Source organism: Bacillus sp. SORGH_AS_0510 (assembly GCF_030818775.1).
GTDB lineage: Bacteria > Bacillota > Bacilli > Bacillales > Cytobacillaceae > Neobacillus.
On record NZ_JAUTAU010000001.1, the window covers coordinates 3,393,946 to 3,410,754 of the forward strand.

Sequence of the window (16,809 nt, forward strand, 5' to 3'; positions counted from 1 at the left end):
TTACGTTGTGTCTCCCTTTTTTTCTAAATCCTTGGGCTTTAAGAAACCTGGCCTCCATCTTTCATTTTGCAAAAACCTTCTAAACACTGTATCCTGAGATGCTTTATATCTAGGAGTCATTGGAGCTAAATATGGAACTCCAAAGCTTCTGATTGAAACCATGTAGGACAACCCCATAACAAATACAATCACCATCCCATAAATTCCAAGAACGCCAGCAGCAATAATAAAGATAAATCTTATGATTCGAATCGCAAAATTGAAGCTAATATCGCTCACCGCAAAGGATGATAGACCACTTAGTGCAACCACAATAATCACTAGAGGACTGATAACGTTCGCCTCCACTGCTGCTTGTCCTAAAATTAACGCACCCACAATACCAATGGTGGGTCCTATTGGATTTGGCACTCGCAGACCGGCTTCACGGATTAATTCAAAGGCAATTTCCATAATAAGAATTTCAATAAATGCTGGGAATGGGACTCTTTCCCTTGTTGATGATATTGCTAACAAAAGATCTGGTGGAATCATTTGAGCATGATAGTTAGTAATTGAAATGTAAATGGCCGAAGTAAATAAGGCGATAAAGATAGCCATGCCTCGCAAGGCTCTTGTAAAGTTGCCAAACAAAAAACGTAAGTAATGCTCATCCGGTGTGTGAAAAAAGGCCCAAAATGTTGCAGGTACCACTAAACTGGCAGGTGAACTGTCCATTAATAATACAATATAACCATCTTGTATAAATGATGCCGCCCTATCAGGCTTTTCTGTATAGAGTGTGGTTGGGAACAACGACCCTTCTTTGTCCTCAATGTATTGTTCTAATATCCCTAGATTTTGAATTACATCTACTTCAAATGATTGTAATCGTTTTTTTACCTTTTCTAATAAATCTGGATTAACTACATCATCTAAATATAGAATAAACACTTCACTGTTATTTTTCTTTGAAACTGTTACAGATTCATTGATTAAACTTTCCGTTTTAAATTTTTTTCTAATTAAGGAGATATTATCGAAAACATTTTCAGTAAATCCCTCTTTAGGGCCTTTTAAAATTACTTCATTTTCAGCTTTTTCAATGTTTCTAGCTTTTATTTGGACCGTATCCATGGCAAAAGCAGTTGTATAATTATCTATAAATAATATTGTATTTCCCCTATTAATTTCAGAAAGGACTTCCTTGAATGTAAATATCTTCCTTGTAGATTGATTAATAATAATTGATTCAATTTCTTTATTACTATCTGTGTTTGTTAGCAGTGGGGCAACAATGGATTTCTCAATATGTAAAGTGTCAACAATGGGAGCTAAGAATACTATACTTGCCTTTTTTCCTAATCCACCTATGATAAATCCCCTAGTATTTATATCCTGGTTTTTCGGTGATTTATATATTTTTGTAATTGCTTCATTGTTTCTTATAAGCTCTCTGAATACTGAACTTTGTTTAAGTCTAATTAGTTCGTCAGAGTGGACATCTTCTATGTTTTCTTGTTGATTCGTTTGATTTAATTTGTTCCATAATTGTTTTAACAAATGAGACCACTCCACTACCGCCATTTATAATTAGTTTCTCATAACACAGACAAATTCATTCCTTTTTTAGGAAATAAAAAAGAGAAGCGACCTGTAGGTCGTTTCTCTTATCTGTTAATGTATGTGCAAGATGTGCTTGTCCATCTTATTTGGATTGTTGTTTATTCATAGCAGACATCATTTGGTTGATCTTCTTTTGTGAAGGCTTCATACCCATTTGCATCATCATCATTTTTAACATTTGCTCATTGATTGGCGGATTTTTCTTTAAGTAGCTCATCATATATTTGCGAGCAATGAAAAATCCTAGCGCTACACCAGCTACTAATGCTAGTATACCAACTAGAATGTACATACCCATTAAACTTCCTCCTTCATGTTGTCTATCATACAGTGTACTAAATAAAACGAAATAAGACAATATTTCGTTTCAATTAGATGAATTTTCTTTCCTTTATAGGCTTTAACCAGCCATATCGTTGATGTTCAAGGTCAATAGCTAAAAAGGACGATTCACATTTTCTAAGCACTTCAAAGAAAGCTGTTTCCGCTTCATAGCTTCCTAGTGCTTCTACAGTAATCAAGTCCTGAAACACTTCAACCTTTGCCGTACTTAGTTTTCCGCTCAATTCGATTGTATATGCACCATGGTCTGCCTTAAATCCCTTAATTTTTCCAAGCTGTTTTTGGATTAACTGATGAATTTTTAAGACTTCCACTCTTTTTGTAATATATGAAATTTGTTTTTTAGTTATAAATTTTAGCTCGCCAACAGCTTGTTGATGTTCCTGAAAAAGCTGAAAAAATAGTCGCTCTCTTCCGAAGTAATGGGCCGCAAATTCATCTTCTATTAAATATAGCTGATATTTTCTCACTACGGTTCTCTCCTTCGTTGATTCCCCTTTTTTCTATTATAAAAAAACATCTTCAAAACATTTGTCTTTCGGCGGCAAAAACTTCCACTAATTTTGTCGATTAGCAAATTTTCAAATAAAACTACTATGGATTCGCTAGAATCATTGAATTTCCTGTTTATTTCGATTCGGGATCCGAATCTAATTCAGCCAATAATACCGATAATTTTCTACCGCAATCCCATGAATTTTTTCCTTGAACAAATCAAGCTCCTGGTTCATTTTTTTACCTTTCAGTGGATCGATGGAAAATCTTCTTGTTAGATTTTGTTTTTCAATGAATTGAATTCGATAAATTGTCGGTGGATGTGTTTCATTTAATTTAAATTTTTCCTTTGCAAGTTGTAATTTTATTCGGATCTTTTCACGTTCAGGCATGATAGAAAGGGCTTGTTTGAATTCATCAATTACATTCGTCTGCAAGTCGTTAACCGAAACTCTAGACAGTGCATGGTAATAAACCCTATCCATATGAAGTTTTTCCAAGTCCTTTATGACTGTTATACTTCCACAAATTTGGGCCGCACGATAATCTGCTAAATACTCTCCAATCTGTTTTTGATTCCAAAGTAAATGCAGCAATAATGAGAAAGTTAAATATGGAATTTGAGCTAATAGTTTTAAGATAAAATTTGTTATCATATCAAGGAGACTATATTCGAAGGTCTGCTCCGATTGAACTGGATCTAATAAGGTATACCAATCATATAGTGTGTTAATTGCTGTACCTACATAAAAACCATATGTAAGATCATTATTTTGATAATGCCCTAACTCGTGTGCAAAAACAGAACATTGTTCATCCGGGGTCAAGGCTGAAAAAAGTGGAATTCCAATATATACAATCGTTCTTCGTCTCCAGCCAATCTTTTTAATGGCCGCATTATAATCTTCATTAATAACAATTCCGTCTATCCTTTTTATCCCCATGGCGTCTGCTAAATTGTCTAACACGGCATATGTTGCAGGCATTTCATCTCTAGGTATAATGCGTTCATTTTTCTCTAATCTTCCTACACGTGGTCTTATGAACCACGCAATCCCCAATAATACGAGACCAAAAAACAGCAAGACAAAATGGTTATGTTGGAAAATTAATAAATATATTCCAAACGCAAAAGAAGCTACACTTGTAGCATGAACAATAGTCGCTATCATTAGTGCAATTATATTTACTAATGATTTTCTTTGTGTAAAATTTGTGGTATTCATCATTTGTTGAAAAATAAATTCTCCACTTCTTTCTCCCAGATGGTCATAGAGTCGAACCATTCTTGATTTCCTTTTCGGCTCTTCTTCTTTAGCTGTATGTAAATTATATCCACACTCACACCAAGTAATATAACCTTTATGAGCAGGGATGGTTTTCAAGCAGTTTGGACATTCCGTAGAAACTTCCTCTTCCACCTTATTTATTGATATACTACTCAATTTCTTATTCACCTCAAAAATTTCTATGTTACTTTTATTATAACTGTAAAATTATGTAGTATATATATTTTTTCTGATAGTTCTTACTATTAAAAAATAAAAAAAAAGAGAACAGCTTATGCAGCTGTTCCCTTACACTTGTTTTATTTTTGTAACATAGCCTTAACACGCGCTACAACGTTGCTTACTGTAAAGCCGTATTCTTCCATGATTTTATCTCCAGGAGCAGAAGCACCGAACGTGTCGATTCCAAGAACATCGCCATCGTCTCCAGTGTATTTGTGCCATCCGAAGGAAGAACCTACTTCAATACCAAGACGTTTCTTCACATTCTTTGGAAGTACAGAATCCTTATATTCCTGAGATTGTTGTTCAAATCGATCCCATGAAGGCATGCTTACAACAGAAACATGAATTCCTTCACCTGCTAGTGCCTTTTGAGCTTCAACAGCAAGACTTACTTCAGATCCAGTTGCTAATAACAATGCATCTGGAGTTTCCCTTTCGGAAGGAGAAACAACATAAGCACCTTTTGAAACTCCACCGTATGCATTAGTGTCTGTACCTTTTAATGTAGGTAAATCTTGACGAGTTAGAACAAGTGCAGTTGGTTTGTTTGTGGATTCAATTGCTAACTTCCAGGCTGCTGCTGTTTCGTTTCCATCTGCAGGACGAATAATTGATAGTCCTGGCATAGCACGTAATGCTGCAAGCTGTTCTACTGGTTCATGAGTTGGTCCATCTTCCCCTACTGCAATACTGTCATGAGTAAATACATAGGTTACAGGTAAACCCATTAATGCAGCTAATCGAATTGCTGGGCGTAGGTAGTCAGAGAACACAAAGAATGTTCCCCCAAATACTTTTACACCACCATGCAGGGCAATACCATTCATAGCAGCACCCATTGCAAATTCACGAACACCGAACCAGAAATTACGGCCCTCATATGAACCTGGCATATAATCTTTAGATCCTTTAATCATCGTTTTGTTAGATCCTGCAAGGTCTGCGGAACCACCGATGAAAATTGGAAGGTTTTTCGCAATTCCATTAAGCACTTCTCCAGAAGAAGCACGGCTAGCTAGACTCTTTCCTTCGCTGTAAACTGGGATGTCCTTATCCCAACCAGCAGGTAATTCATTGTTTAGTGCCTGCTCCAATTGAGCAGCTAGTTCAGGATATTCTGTCTTGTATTGTGCAAAAAGATCGTTCCATTCTTTTTCCTTCTTCTCTCCTGTTTCAACGATCAGTTTTTGGAAGTTATCATATACTTCCTGAGGAACATGGAAATCTTCTTCGAATGTCCACTTATAAGCTTCTTTTGTAAGCTTTAACTCATCAGCACCTAGTGGTGATCCGTGAACGCCTGAAGTACCAGCGCGGTTCGGTGAACCGTAACCAATAACCGTTCTAACTTCAATCATAGTTGGACGGTCTAGATCATTTCTAGCGTCTTCAAGAGCTTTTGCAATTTCGTCTAGGTTATTTCCATCTTCTACGCGAAGATATTGCCATCCGTATGAAAGGAAACGATCCTTTACACTTTCAGAGAAAGACTTATCTAAGTCCCCATCAAGTGAGATATCATTTGAATCATAAAGAACAACCAAACGACCTAACTTTAAGTGACCAGCAAGGGAAGCAGCCTCAGCAGATACACCTTCCATTAAATCCCCATCACCGCAAATACTATATGTAAAGTGGTTGATTAGTTCAAATTTATCCTTATTATACACACTTGCAACGTGGCGCTCCGCCATTGCCATACCAACTGCCATAGCGATTCCTTGACCTAGTGGCCCAGTTGTTGCTTCTACACCTTCAGTATGACCATATTCAGGGTGTCCAGGAGTTTTACTTCCCCATTGACGGAATTGCTTAAGGTCATCCATCGATAAATTATAACCAGATAAATGAAGCATGCTGTATAACAATGCTGAACCATGACCTGCAGATAAAACAAAACGATCACGGTTAAACCATTTAGGGTTCTTTGGGTTATGATTCATGAAACGTGTCCATAATGTATAAGTCATTGGAGCCGCACCCATTGGCATACCAGGATGTCCTGAATTTGCTTTCTCGATTGCGTCAATGGAAAGCGTACGGATAGATGTTACTGATAAATCATCAATAGAATTAAACATGAATTACATCCTTTCTTAATCACTAGGATACTAAATACATCATTAATATTATATTGCCGATGTTTTTAATTCAACAAAAAGCATTTAGATAAAGGCTAAAAGGCATTTTGTTTCTTATTTTGACACATTATTTGCTTGTATATGTAAAAAGGGAATACAAAATGTATCCCGATTTATTAATGAAGTGTATTTTTCTTCCTTGCTTTTATTTTTTCAGGTGTTACGTCATTACCTTCAGGGTCAATGAACTTTGTATTTGTTAAGGTATCAAGCATACTGGAACGGAAAGTTGCTAAATACTCACTTCTTAGTTTAGATTGCTCTTTTGCTTCTGATTCAGTTAATCCTGTTGATTTGGATTTTCTCGCAAGTTCATTAATTCTATCCATTTTCTCTTTTGATAGCATTCAATAACCTCCCTTTCAATTAGTTGTCTGACATCTGATTTTACTAAAAATAAGACCTTCTGACAAGGCAAAAGGTCTACTCATTTTGTGATTCTATATATTCCTGATATCTTCTATGTACGGTAGCTTTAGAAATACGGTGCCCCAACCCTCTGAAAGTTGCAGCAATTTCGGAAAAAGTCATGTCATTTTCCCTCATCCTAACAATTTCTTGAATGGGAACCTCAATTTTTTCCCTTCCTGACGATTCATTGAGATTCTTCAAATTATCTTGGGGTTGATATCCTCTCTCTACCGCCCGCCTCATTCCACGCTTAATCTTAGCATTATGTAGCTTTCGTTGATACTCTTCCACCATACTAACAATTTGTAATACCATTGAATCCGATTCTGAAAGTTGTAATTCCCCATTATGAGATATGCTATATAGTTTGATATCCTCCTTAAATATGCAATGAAGAAGAGCTATCTTGGCATTTCCCCGTCCAAGACGTGTTTCATCCTGGATTAACAGCGCATGAACCTGTTTCTCTTTGATTCGGTCTAATAGTTGAAGGATTCCCTCTCGATCAAAATCATAACCGCTTGCTTGTTCTTTGATAATAGTGTCAATTTCGAATTGATGCTGTTTAGCCAATTGGATTAATTCTTCTTCCTGCCGTTCCAATGATGTTTCCTGCGTATCTTTGTTCGTGCTAACACGACAGTAAATTATTGCTTTCATGTAAACCCCTTACTAGTTTCCTGGAGCGCTAGCAAGCTGTGTTGTGTCTGTGGAGTCTTCCTTGCTAACAGGGATGATAATCTCTTCACCAGGAAAAATTTGATCGTTACTAATTTTATTATGTTTTTTAACCCAACCAACAAATTGTTTATTTGTTAGTGAGTGCTGAGTAGAATACTGGTTTGAAATATCCCATAATGAATCTCCCTCCGAAATAGTCACCTTCATATAATGATCCTCATCATTTGAGTGATTTTGAAAGGAAAGAATGATTGCTAATGAACAGCTTAACAGAATAAGAGTAATTGCATAAGAGTATTGGTTCCAAATTTTTTTCATACGATTACACCTCTAATAGGAATATATGTTCTCTTTTGTTGTTTTTATTATAGGACGAACACTTGTTTGTTGTCAACTCTATTTTCGAACTTATGTTTGTATAAAATAGGCGAACATGCTATAATAAAGTCAACATTAACCAGACGAGGTGCTTTTTATGGTAAAAATATCAAAGCGGCAGCAGGATATCATGGATTTCATCAAAGAAGAGGTTAAGAGCAAAGGTTATCCTCCTTCTGTTAGAGAAATAGGCGAAGCGGTTGGCCTAGCTTCCAGCTCTACTGTCCATGGACATTTAGCTAGACTAGAAAGCAAAGGTCTCATTAGACGGGACCCAACAAAGCCTAGAGCCATTGAAATTTTAGAAGCCGATGAAACCGCAAATATTCCGAGAAATAAAGTAGTCAATGTTCCAGTAGTTGGGAAAGTTACGGCAGGCTTACCAATTACAGCGATTGAAAATGTAGAAGAGTATTTCCCGCTTCCAGAAAGTTTGGCACCAGCTGATGAGCATGTATTTATGCTAGAAATCATGGGTGAAAGTATGATAGAAGCAGGGATTCTTGACGGTGATTATGTCATCGTTAAACAGCAGCCAACAGCGAATAATGGCGATATCGTTGTAGCCATGACAGAGGAAGACGAAGCAACATGTAAGAGATTCTTTAAAGAGAAAGATTATATCCGTCTACAACCGGAGAACTCTAGCATGGAACCTATTATTCTAAGGAATGTATCAATCTTAGGAAAAGTAATTGGTGTTTACCGCCATATCCATTAAAGAACAAAGGAGCTGATACCTAACTGGTACGGCTCTTTTTTTGTCCACTATATTGGGAAAAATTTCAATAATATACATTATCATGTTCAATATATTGAAAATTCAGTATATTTACTCATGATAATAGTACAGTACTTTAATATAATGGTAATACACCAAGATTTACCTTAGGTCCAAAAAATAAACGGCTTAAGGAGTGTGAGAAACAATGTTAGAGGACATTATTTTCTCTGTAGTAATTGGTGGATTGGTGGGATTCGCTGGTCATGTACGGAAACACGGCAAAATCATTATGCCGAGAAAGACAAAAAAGTTCATTTATCTGGGTTTTCTAGAAGAATTGCTTCTAGGTTCGGTAGCCTCCCTTCTGCTCGTTTTGTACACAGCACCTAACTCATTAGTAGAGATCATTATTTTTTCCATCATTGCCAGTATTGGCGGTGATACGATCATGATTAGATTTAAATTATTAAACAGCCAAGAAAATGAAAAGTAAATCAACATGGCTTTTTACATGAAAAAACCTTAGCACCCATTTTTGGCGCTAAGGTTTTTTGATTTTAGTACATGCTCATATACTGGTCACGTTCCCATTGGTGAACGACTGTACGGAACATATCCCACTCGATTTCTTTCGCTTCTACAAAGTGTTCGAAGATGTGCTCTCCAAGGCCATCTATGATTATTTCATCAGATTTCAATTGGTCTAGAGCTTGAGCTAGTGTTGCTGGAAGATCAACGATACCTTCTTCAATTCTTTCTTCCTTGCTCATCACATAGATGTTACGATCTACTGGAGCAGGAGGAGTAATCTTGTTTTTGATTCCGTCTAGACCAGCTTTTAGAAGAACAGCCATTGCAAGATATGGGTTAGCAGCTGGGTCAACACTACGTACCTCTACACGTGTACTTAATCCACGTGACGCAGGGATACGGATTAATGGTGAACGGTTTTGTGCAGACCATGCAACATAACATGGTGCTTCATAACCTGGTACAAGACGCTTATATGAGTTAACTGTTGGATTTGTAACAGCTGTAAAGCTTGGCGCATGCTTAAGGATACCTGCGATAAATTGACGAGCAGTATCGCTCATTTGTAGGTCACCAGTTGGATCAAAGAATGCATTTTCACCATTTTTAAATAATGAAAGGTTCATGTGCATTCCTGAACCATTTACACCGAATAATGGCTTTGGCATGAATGTTGCGTGTAAGCCGTGTTTACGAGCAATAGTTTTAACAACAAGCTTGAATGTTTGAATTTGGTCACATGCAGTTAATGCATCTGCATATTTAAAGTCAATTTCGTGCTGACCAGGTGCTACCTCGTGGTGAGATGCTTCAATTTCAAAGCCCATTTCTTCAAGTTCAAGAACGATATCACGACGGCAGTTTTCACCAAGATCAGTTGGCGCTAAGTCGAAATAACCACCTTGGTCATTTAATTCTAATGTTGGTTCACCTTTTTGATCTAATTTAAATAGGAAAAATTCTGGTTCTGGTCCAAGGTTGAAGTTAGTAAAGCCTAACTCTTCCATTTCCTTTAAGACTCTTCTTAAGTTATTTCTAGGGTCACCAGCAAACGGCTTACCTTCTGGTGTATAGATATCACAAATTAATCGAGCTACCTTCCCTTTTTCAGCTGTCCAAGGGAAAACAACCCATGTATCTAAGTCTGGATATAACTGCATATCAGATTCTTCAATACGTACAAAACCTTCAATCGAAGAACCATCAAACATCATTTTGTTATCAAGTGCTTTTTCTAATTGGCTGATTGGAATCTCAACGTTTTTAATTGTTCCAAGGATATCTGTGAATTGAAGACGGATGAATTTCACGTTTTCTTCTTTTGCAAGTCGTTGAATATCTTCTCTTGAATACTTTGCCATTTTAATACCCCCAATTTTTTAAAAAAGAAATTTTACAAGATTATTAATGGAAGAATCGAGACATATCGCCATGACGTAATGTAGATCGATTGTTTCTTCCAGAATGAATAATTTCGTTGCGGAGAAGCTTTCTTAATTGCTCATCTGTTAATTCACGTTTCACTTTTTCTGCTTGCTTCCCTTGTGATTCCTCTTGCTGGAGTTTAACTGCGAAGAGTTGTTTTATCCCCGCCATGTTGACTCCTTGATCAATTAAATCCTTTATTTCTAGAAGCCTATCAATATCATTAAGGCTAAACAGACGCCTGTTCCCCTCGGTTCTAGCTGGAGAAATCAATTGGTGCTCTTCATAATAGCGGATTTGCCTTGCTGTAAGCTCCGTTAGTTGCATGACAGTTCCGATGGGAAACAGTGGCATGGAACGGCGAATTTCCTTTCCACTCACCAAATTTCTCCTCCCTTTTGTTAAATCATATTGCTATTATATTTCGTGTTAGATTTATTGTCAATCATATGTAAGGTTTTCTTACATGGTTTTTAATAAGAGAATTTATAATTTAATAATCATTTGGGTATCCTAAGTTTTTAGCTGCCATGGGGTTGGTAGGCTAGACTAGTTACTGTCCAGCTCTTTTTTTAGCCCCATGGGCATTAGTCGCATCGACTAGTTACCGTCCAGCTCTTTTTTCCAGCCCCATGGGCATTAGTCGCCGTTACTCTTTTCCAACTAACAATATATCAAACAAAATAGGACAACCCTCAAGCTGTCCTATTTTCCCCTATTTTAATTCAATTAATCCTTTTTCCACTAGATGGTCCACTGCGAGGCACACTGCCATTTTTACATGAGCGTATGTTAATCCCCCTTGAACATAGGCCACATATGGTGGTCTGATAGGGCCGTCTGCGGTTAATTCAATACTTGCTCCTTGAATGAACGTCCCAGCTGCCATAATCACATCATTTTCGTATCCTGGCATGTAGCTTGGGTACGGTGTTACATAGGAATTAATTGGGGACGCAAATTGTATAGCTTGACAAAAAGCAACCATTTTATCGCGGTCATCAAACTGAACGGATTGAATTAAATCAGTCCTTTGAGCATTCCACTTTGGCGAAGAATTCATTCCTAACTCCTCGAGCATGGCAGCCGTAAATACTGCCCCCTTCAATGCCTGGCCCACTACATGCGGGGCTAGGAAAAATCCTTGGTACATTTCTTGAAGGCTATAAAGAGACGCACCCGCCTCAGCCCCAATTCCCGGCGATGTCATTCGGTATGAACAAGCCTCTACCCACTGTTTTTTCCCAACGATGTATCCGCCTGTCTTCACAATTCCGCCGCCTGGATTTTTAATAAGCGATCCAGCCATTAGATCTGCTCCCACATGACATGGTTCCATTTCCTCAACGAACTCACCGTAACAGTTATCAACAAACACCACTACATCGGATTTGATTTCTTTTACATAACGAATCATCTCACCAATTTCTGCTATTGTAAAAGAAGGTCTTGTAGCATACCCTTTTGAGCGTTGAATTCCGATCATTTTTGTATTGGGTTTGATTTTTGCAGCGATCGACTCCCAATCCATTCCACCCTCATCGGTAAGCGCCACGCTATCATAGGAAATCCCAAATTCTTTTAATGACCCTACTCCATTCCCACGAAGCCCGACGATTTCTTCTAAAGTATCGTATGGCTTGCCAGTTATATAGAGAAGTTCGTCCCCAGGGCGAAGAACACCGAACAACGCTATCGAAATCGCGTGTGTACCAGAAATAATTTGCGGACGGACAAGTCCAGCTTCGCCGCCAAACACATCTGCATACACTTGTTCGAGGGTATCCCTACCAATATCATCGTATCCATAACCCGTTGTAGGAATAAAATGCGAATCACCCACGCGATGCTTTTGAAAGCTTCTTAATACAGCAAATTGATTCGTTTCAATTCGTTCATCAATTTGTTTATGTACTTCAGCGATTTGTTGTTCTACTTTTTTTACGATTGGCTGAAGCCTTTCCCCATTTTTTAACTGTTGAAACATGATGTTACTCCTATCTATTGTTGAAATTTCTGTAATTGTCCTGTGATTTGATGGTCTTGAAGTGAATATCCTTTGCACCGATATAATTGGTTATCTTCATTAAAGGATAACTCCCGTAAAATCGTCTCATTTTTTAATTGAGATAACAGCTTACCTTCTGTCGAAGGCACTTCCACCTCGTAAGGTTCCATCAACTCGATCACCATTTTTTCAATTCTTTCTTTTAACTGGTGGCGGTCTTCCTGATTGAACGCACTAATAAAAGCAGTTGGCGTATCCGCCGTTGGAACGAAGTCTGGATGCTGGATATCCTTTTTATTATAAACTGTTAACTGTGGGATATCTTTAATATCCAGGTCATCCAGCAGTTTTTTTACTGTTTTTTCATGCTGAAAATAGTCTGGATTAGACATATCCACGACATGAAGCAACAGGTCTGCTTCTTTCACTTCTTCAAGAGTGGAACGGAATGCAGCAATAAGTGTGGTTGGTAAATCCTGAATAAACCCAACCGTATCTGTAATTAGCGCTAAGAATCCACTTGGTAAAATTAATTTTCTAGTCATCGGATCGAGCGTAGCGAATAATTGATTCTCCTCGTAGGACTCCGCCTCTGACAATCGATTAAACAATGTGGACTTCCCGGCATTCGTATAGCCGACAATCGCCACTTGGAAGGTTTTGTTTTTCTTCCTTCTTTCACGGTATCGGTCACGGTGCTGAACGATAATGGAAAGCTGGCCTTTGATATCGTCAATTCTGCGGCGAATATGACGACGGTCTGACTCTAACTTGGTTTCACCCGGTCCTCTCGTTCCAATCCCTGCACCTAAACGCGACAGGGCAGTTCCTTGACCTGCTAACCGTGGAAGAAGATATTGCAACTGGGCAAGCTCTACTTGTAATTTACCTTCTTTAGAACGTGCCCGCTGCGCGAAAATATCTAAAATTAGCTGTGTTCGATCAATTATCCGAGCATTAATATCTGCACCAAGGTTTCTTTTTTGGCTTGGAGATAGCTCATCATTAAAGATGACAACATCTGCTTCAAGCTCCTCCACCAAAGCATTTAGTTCTTCCACTTTTCCTTTTCCAATATATGTAGCCGAATGAACACGGTCTCGTTTTTGTACAACAGATAATAATACTTCACCTCGAGCGGTTTCCGTTAAGGCTCCTAATTCCTCCATTGAATACTGGAAGCGTGAATCATCGTCCCCGTTTGTTTGACAACCGACAAGAATGACTTTTTCTTTTGTATCCTTTTGTTCCACAAGGCATCCTTCCTTCCTTAAAAAGGCTCTATCATTCATCATATCAAAAATCGCTTATATTCACTAATTTTCCCTTAATATTTTGATTTAAAAAAACTTATTGTAATTTTCTCCTATCATGATAAAATTTTAATGTTTGTAGTTAGGGTGAAATTACTATAAATAAGATGATTTTATTAAAAATAGAGGTTGAGGGGAAATCGAGGCATAATGACGTGGGAAGTATTAAGTATGATTGGCACGATTGCTTTCGCTGTGAGTGGAGCGATTGTGGCCATGGAAGAGGATTATGATATATTAGGAGTTTATATTTTAGGAATTGTTACCGCTTTCGGAGGCGGAGCGATTCGAAACCTGCTAATCGGGGTACCTGTATCCGCCTTATGGGAACAGGGGTTATTTTTTCAAATTGCCTTACTATCCATTACAGCTGTGTTTTTATTTCCAGGTAACTTGCTGAAGCATTGGCAAAAATGGGGTAACTTATTTGATGCGATTGGATTATCTGCCTTTGCTATTCAAGGTGCGATCTATGCTGCCAAAATGGATCATCCACTCAGCGCCGTTATTGTTGCTGCCGTATTAACCGGAATTGGCGGCGGAATCATCCGTGACTTACTTGCAGGCAGAAAACCGATTGTCCTTCGTTCAGAAATATATGCGGTTTGGGCAATCATAGCGGGTCTTATGATCGGGCTGAAATTAGTGGTTGCTCCGTGGGAAATGTATTCTCTCTTTGTTATTATTACCGTATTGCGGGTACTATCGTACACTTACGATTGGAAATTGCCAAAAAGTCGACTGGGTGCCCATTAATCTAATAAAAAATCGGCGGATGTGATTATCCGCCGATTTTTTTAATCCTCATCAAACACCAAATCATTGCTTCTAAGTGTCATTAACTCATGCCTGTCATAGCTATTTAGCATTAGCAACCTCATCGCCTGTGCTCGAACCGATTTTTCAATCACATTGCGGACATATCTCCCATTTGAAAAACTATTCGGATTAAGTACAGACTTAACCCAAATAAGATGATCTCTTAATTTTTTTTCAGCCTCGTGACTGAGTGTGTACTCCCTCTCTGCTAACATTCTTCCCGCTATTTCCATCAATTGATTGATGTTATAATCCGGAAAATCAATCACTAACGGAAAACGAGAATGGAGCCCTGGGTTAAGTGTCAGGAAGTAGTCCATTTCTCGTGAGTATCCAGCAAGAATGAGGATAAAATCATGTTGCTTATCCTCCATATGCTTCACAAGTGTATCGATGGCTTCCTTGCCAAAATCTTTTTCCCCACCACGTCCTAAGGAATAAGCCTCATCAATAAACAAAATCCCACCCTGTGCCTTCTTAATTAAATCCCTTGTTTTTTGGGCGGTATGACCAATGTACTCACCAACAAGGTCTGCACGTTCTGCCTCAATTAAGTGCCCTTTTGATAGGACACTCATTTTTTGAAATAGCTTGCCTATCAGTCTTGCCACTGTGGTTTTTCCAGTTCCCGGATTTCCCTTGAACATCATATGGAGCGCTTGTTTTCTGGCTTTCAGCCCCATTTCTTCCCGTTTCTTGTTCACATAGATCCATGCATAAATTTCTTTTATCATGCGCTTCATTTCTTCCATACCAACCAAAGCCCCGAGCTCCTCTTCAATTTCTTTTAGTGCCGTGTGCTCAGGGGGAATCACCTTTGGAACAACTTGAAATTCTGGCGCCTCTTTTGTTATCGTTTTTTTCTTTTGTGAATTGAGGACAACGCTTATTTGGCCGTTACTTTTCATGCGAAATGGTTGATCCAAAGCTTTCACCTCTCATTCTGCAGACAATATCTTTAAAGTAGCTATGACTACTTAGAATTTTTTTGTCCTACATTCGGATCAATTTATCTACAAAGGAAAGCATAATCCTTCATTTCTATGTGTATTCACGACCAATCGCTTTCATTAAAAAGTTTTTTACTAAACGGCCATAAAAACAAAAAGAGCCCAGTGATGGACTCTAATTTGAAAATAATTATTGTTGGTTATCCAAATCCAATTGTACATTTCGTTGTGGCGCAAAAGTAGAAATCGCATGCTTGAATACTAACTGCTGCTTGCCTTCTGACTCAAAAAGAACGGTAAAATTATCAAAGCCCTTTATTTGTCCTCTTAATTGAAAACCGTTTAATAAGAACACCGTAACATGCATGTTGTCCTTACGGCACTGGTTTAAAAATTGGTCTTGAATATTGATTGTTGTTTTCATTAGTATTTCCTCCTCTTTTGTCTCTACTAATATGTATTCGATTTTACTTGTAGCTTTCCTTCAACATAAAGTGAAATTTCGGCTATTTTTTTTGAGAAATTATTCACATTACTCATTTCAAACCATTCTACCTGCATTTTGTTACGAAACCAAGTTAATTGCCTCTTGGCATACCTTCGTGAATTTTGCTTTAAATTTTCCACGGCTTCATCGAGTGTGACTTTCCCATCTATATATTCATAAATTTCTTTATAGCCGATCGCTTGGATGGATTGGCACTCATGCAATCCTTGTTGATGCAGGGACTTTACTTCCGCTAAGAGCCCTTCATCCATCATCATATCTACTCGTAGATTAATGCGCTCATAAAGCTGATCCCGATCCATGGTTAGGCCCACAATAGCCGTATTATACAGCAAATCTGGTTGTTGGTGACTTTGGTACTCTTGCATGGTCTTACCCGTCAGATGGTAAATTTCAAGCGCTCGAATGACACGTCTTACGTTATTTGGATGGATTTGCGCAGCACTCCCTGGATCCACTTCCATCAGTTCTTTGTGAAGTGCTTCATTCCCAATTTCCTTCGCTCTTTCTTCAAGCTGGAGACGATAGGCCTCATCTCCCGCAACATCCGAAAATTGATAATCATAAATTACTGATTGAATATATAGGCCAGTTCCTCCAACAATAATCGGAAGTTTTCCCTTTTTGGCAATCTCAGCTATCTTTTCTCTTACCAAAACTTGAAATTCAGCAACGGAAAAATTTTCAGATGGCTCCTTTATATCAATTAAATGGTGGGGAATGCCTTCCATTTCTTCTTGCTTAATCTTCGCAGTCCCAATATCCATTCTTCGATAAATTTGCATCGAATCCCCGCTGATGATTTCACCATTATAACGCTTGGCCATTTCAATACTCAACTTTGTTTTTCCTACTGCGGTGGGACCGATGATGACCAGTACATTTTGTTTCGAATTCAATATTTTCACACTGCCTTAGTTCATTTTTCAATGAAAACAGAACTCCACTTTCTGCTTTCACCCCT

Annotated in this window: 18 protein-coding genes; 3 read left to right on the forward strand and 15 right to left on the reverse strand. The window is 38.1% G+C overall.

Features of this window, described 5'->3' with window-relative positions; translation table 11 throughout:
- From QE429_RS17370 to yneA, 8 genes are all read right to left on the reverse strand, one after another.
- Window positions 1-1,542: a spore germination protein gene (locus QE429_RS17370; RefSeq protein WP_307288729.1), complete on the reverse strand. Its 1,542-nt coding sequence runs from the start codon at window positions 1,540-1,542 to the stop codon at window positions 1-3.
- 145 nt (window positions 1,543-1,687) lie between these two features.
- The gene (locus QE429_RS17375; protein ID WP_307288731.1) at window positions 1,688-1,903 is read right to left on the reverse strand and encodes a YneF family protein; all 216 of its coding nucleotides are present in this window, start codon (window positions 1,901-1,903) and stop codon (window positions 1,688-1,690) included.
- Between the two features lie 73 nt (window positions 1,904-1,976).
- Window positions 1,977-2,417, reverse strand: coding sequence for a sporulation inhibitor of replication protein SirA (gene sirA, locus QE429_RS17380; RefSeq protein WP_307288733.1), 441 nt, complete (start codon window positions 2,415-2,417; stop codon window positions 1,977-1,979).
- 180 nt (window positions 2,418-2,597) lie between these two features.
- A complete protein-coding gene (locus QE429_RS17385) occupies window positions 2,598-3,887 on the reverse strand; it encodes a M48 family metalloprotease (RefSeq protein WP_307288734.1) in 1,290 nt (429 codons plus the stop codon).
- 143 nt (window positions 3,888-4,030) lie between these two features.
- Window positions 4,031-6,037: a transketolase gene (gene tkt / locus QE429_RS17390; protein WP_307288735.1), complete on the reverse strand. Its 2,007-nt coding sequence runs from the start codon at window positions 6,035-6,037 to the stop codon at window positions 4,031-4,033.
- 176 nt (window positions 6,038-6,213) lie between these two features.
- On the reverse strand, window positions 6,214-6,444 hold the full coding sequence (locus QE429_RS17395; protein ID WP_307288737.1) for a DUF896 domain-containing protein: 231 nt from the start codon (window positions 6,442-6,444) through the stop codon (window positions 6,214-6,216).
- A 76-nt stretch (window positions 6,445-6,520) separates the two neighbouring features.
- Window positions 6,521-7,168: a YneB family resolvase-like protein gene (locus QE429_RS17400; RefSeq protein WP_307288739.1), complete on the reverse strand. Its 648-nt coding sequence runs from the start codon at window positions 7,166-7,168 to the stop codon at window positions 6,521-6,523.
- Window positions 7,169-7,180: 12 nt separating this feature from the next.
- Window positions 7,181-7,507: a cell division suppressor protein YneA gene (gene yneA, locus QE429_RS17405; protein WP_307288741.1), complete on the reverse strand. Its 327-nt coding sequence runs from the start codon at window positions 7,505-7,507 to the stop codon at window positions 7,181-7,183.
- Window positions 7,508-7,664: 157 nt separating this feature from the next.
- Between yneA and lexA the strand changes: the two genes are divergently transcribed.
- Both lexA and QE429_RS17415 read left to right on the forward strand, forming a co-directional pair.
- On the forward strand, window positions 7,665-8,288 hold the full coding sequence (gene lexA, locus QE429_RS17410) for a transcriptional repressor LexA (RefSeq protein WP_307288742.1): 624 nt from the start codon (window positions 7,665-7,667) through the stop codon (window positions 8,286-8,288).
- A gap of 208 nt (window positions 8,289-8,496) precedes the next feature.
- The gene (locus QE429_RS17415; RefSeq protein ID WP_307288744.1) at window positions 8,497-8,784 is read left to right on the forward strand and encodes a DUF4257 domain-containing protein; all 288 of its coding nucleotides are present in this window, start codon (window positions 8,497-8,499) and stop codon (window positions 8,782-8,784) included.
- Window positions 8,785-8,848: 64 nt separating this feature from the next.
- On the opposite strand, the gene glnA is transcribed toward QE429_RS17415, so the two are convergent.
- From glnA to hflX, 4 genes are all read right to left on the reverse strand, one after another.
- A complete protein-coding gene (gene glnA / locus QE429_RS17420) occupies window positions 8,849-10,183 on the reverse strand; it encodes a type I glutamate--ammonia ligase (RefSeq protein WP_307288746.1) in 1,335 nt (444 codons plus the stop codon).
- 43 nt (window positions 10,184-10,226) lie between these two features.
- Window positions 10,227-10,628 carry a MerR family transcriptional regulator gene (locus tag QE429_RS17425; RefSeq protein WP_307288747.1) on the reverse strand — a complete coding sequence of 134 codons (402 nt, stop codon included), beginning with the start codon at window positions 10,626-10,628 and terminating at the stop codon, window positions 10,227-10,229.
- A 334-nt stretch (window positions 10,629-10,962) separates the two neighbouring features.
- A complete protein-coding gene (locus tag QE429_RS17430) occupies window positions 10,963-12,234 on the reverse strand; it encodes a methionine gamma-lyase family protein (protein ID WP_307288748.1) in 1,272 nt (423 codons plus the stop codon).
- Window positions 12,235-12,248: 14 nt separating this feature from the next.
- Window positions 12,249-13,508 (reverse strand): GTPase HflX, encoded by a 1,260-nt coding sequence (gene hflX, locus QE429_RS17435; RefSeq protein ID WP_307288749.1) that lies wholly within the window; start codon window positions 13,506-13,508, stop codon window positions 12,249-12,251.
- Between the two features lie 210 nt (window positions 13,509-13,718).
- Between hflX and QE429_RS17440 the strand changes: the two genes are divergently transcribed.
- Entirely contained in the window at window positions 13,719-14,324 is a 606-nt protein-coding gene (locus tag QE429_RS17440; protein ID WP_307288750.1) for a trimeric intracellular cation channel family protein, read from the forward strand.
- A 41-nt stretch (window positions 14,325-14,365) separates the two neighbouring features.
- On the opposite strand, the gene spoVK is transcribed toward QE429_RS17440, so the two are convergent.
- The 3 genes from spoVK to miaA all read right to left on the reverse strand — a co-directional run bounded on the left by spoVK (window position 14,366) and on the right by miaA (window position 16,744).
- Window positions 14,366-15,313, reverse strand: a complete 948-nt coding sequence (spoVK, locus tag QE429_RS17445; protein ID WP_307288751.1) for a stage V sporulation protein K — start codon at window positions 15,311-15,313, stop codon at window positions 14,366-14,368.
- Window positions 15,314-15,527: 214 nt separating this feature from the next.
- Window positions 15,528-15,761, reverse strand: coding sequence for an RNA chaperone Hfq (gene hfq, locus QE429_RS17450; RefSeq protein WP_307288753.1), 234 nt, complete (start codon window positions 15,759-15,761; stop codon window positions 15,528-15,530).
- 26 nt (window positions 15,762-15,787) lie between these two features.
- Window positions 15,788-16,744 carry a tRNA (adenosine(37)-N6)-dimethylallyltransferase MiaA gene (gene miaA / locus QE429_RS17455; protein ID WP_307288755.1) on the reverse strand — a complete coding sequence of 319 codons (957 nt, stop codon included), beginning with the start codon at window positions 16,742-16,744 and terminating at the stop codon, window positions 15,788-15,790.
- Between the last annotated feature and the right edge of the window lie 65 nt (window positions 16,745-16,809).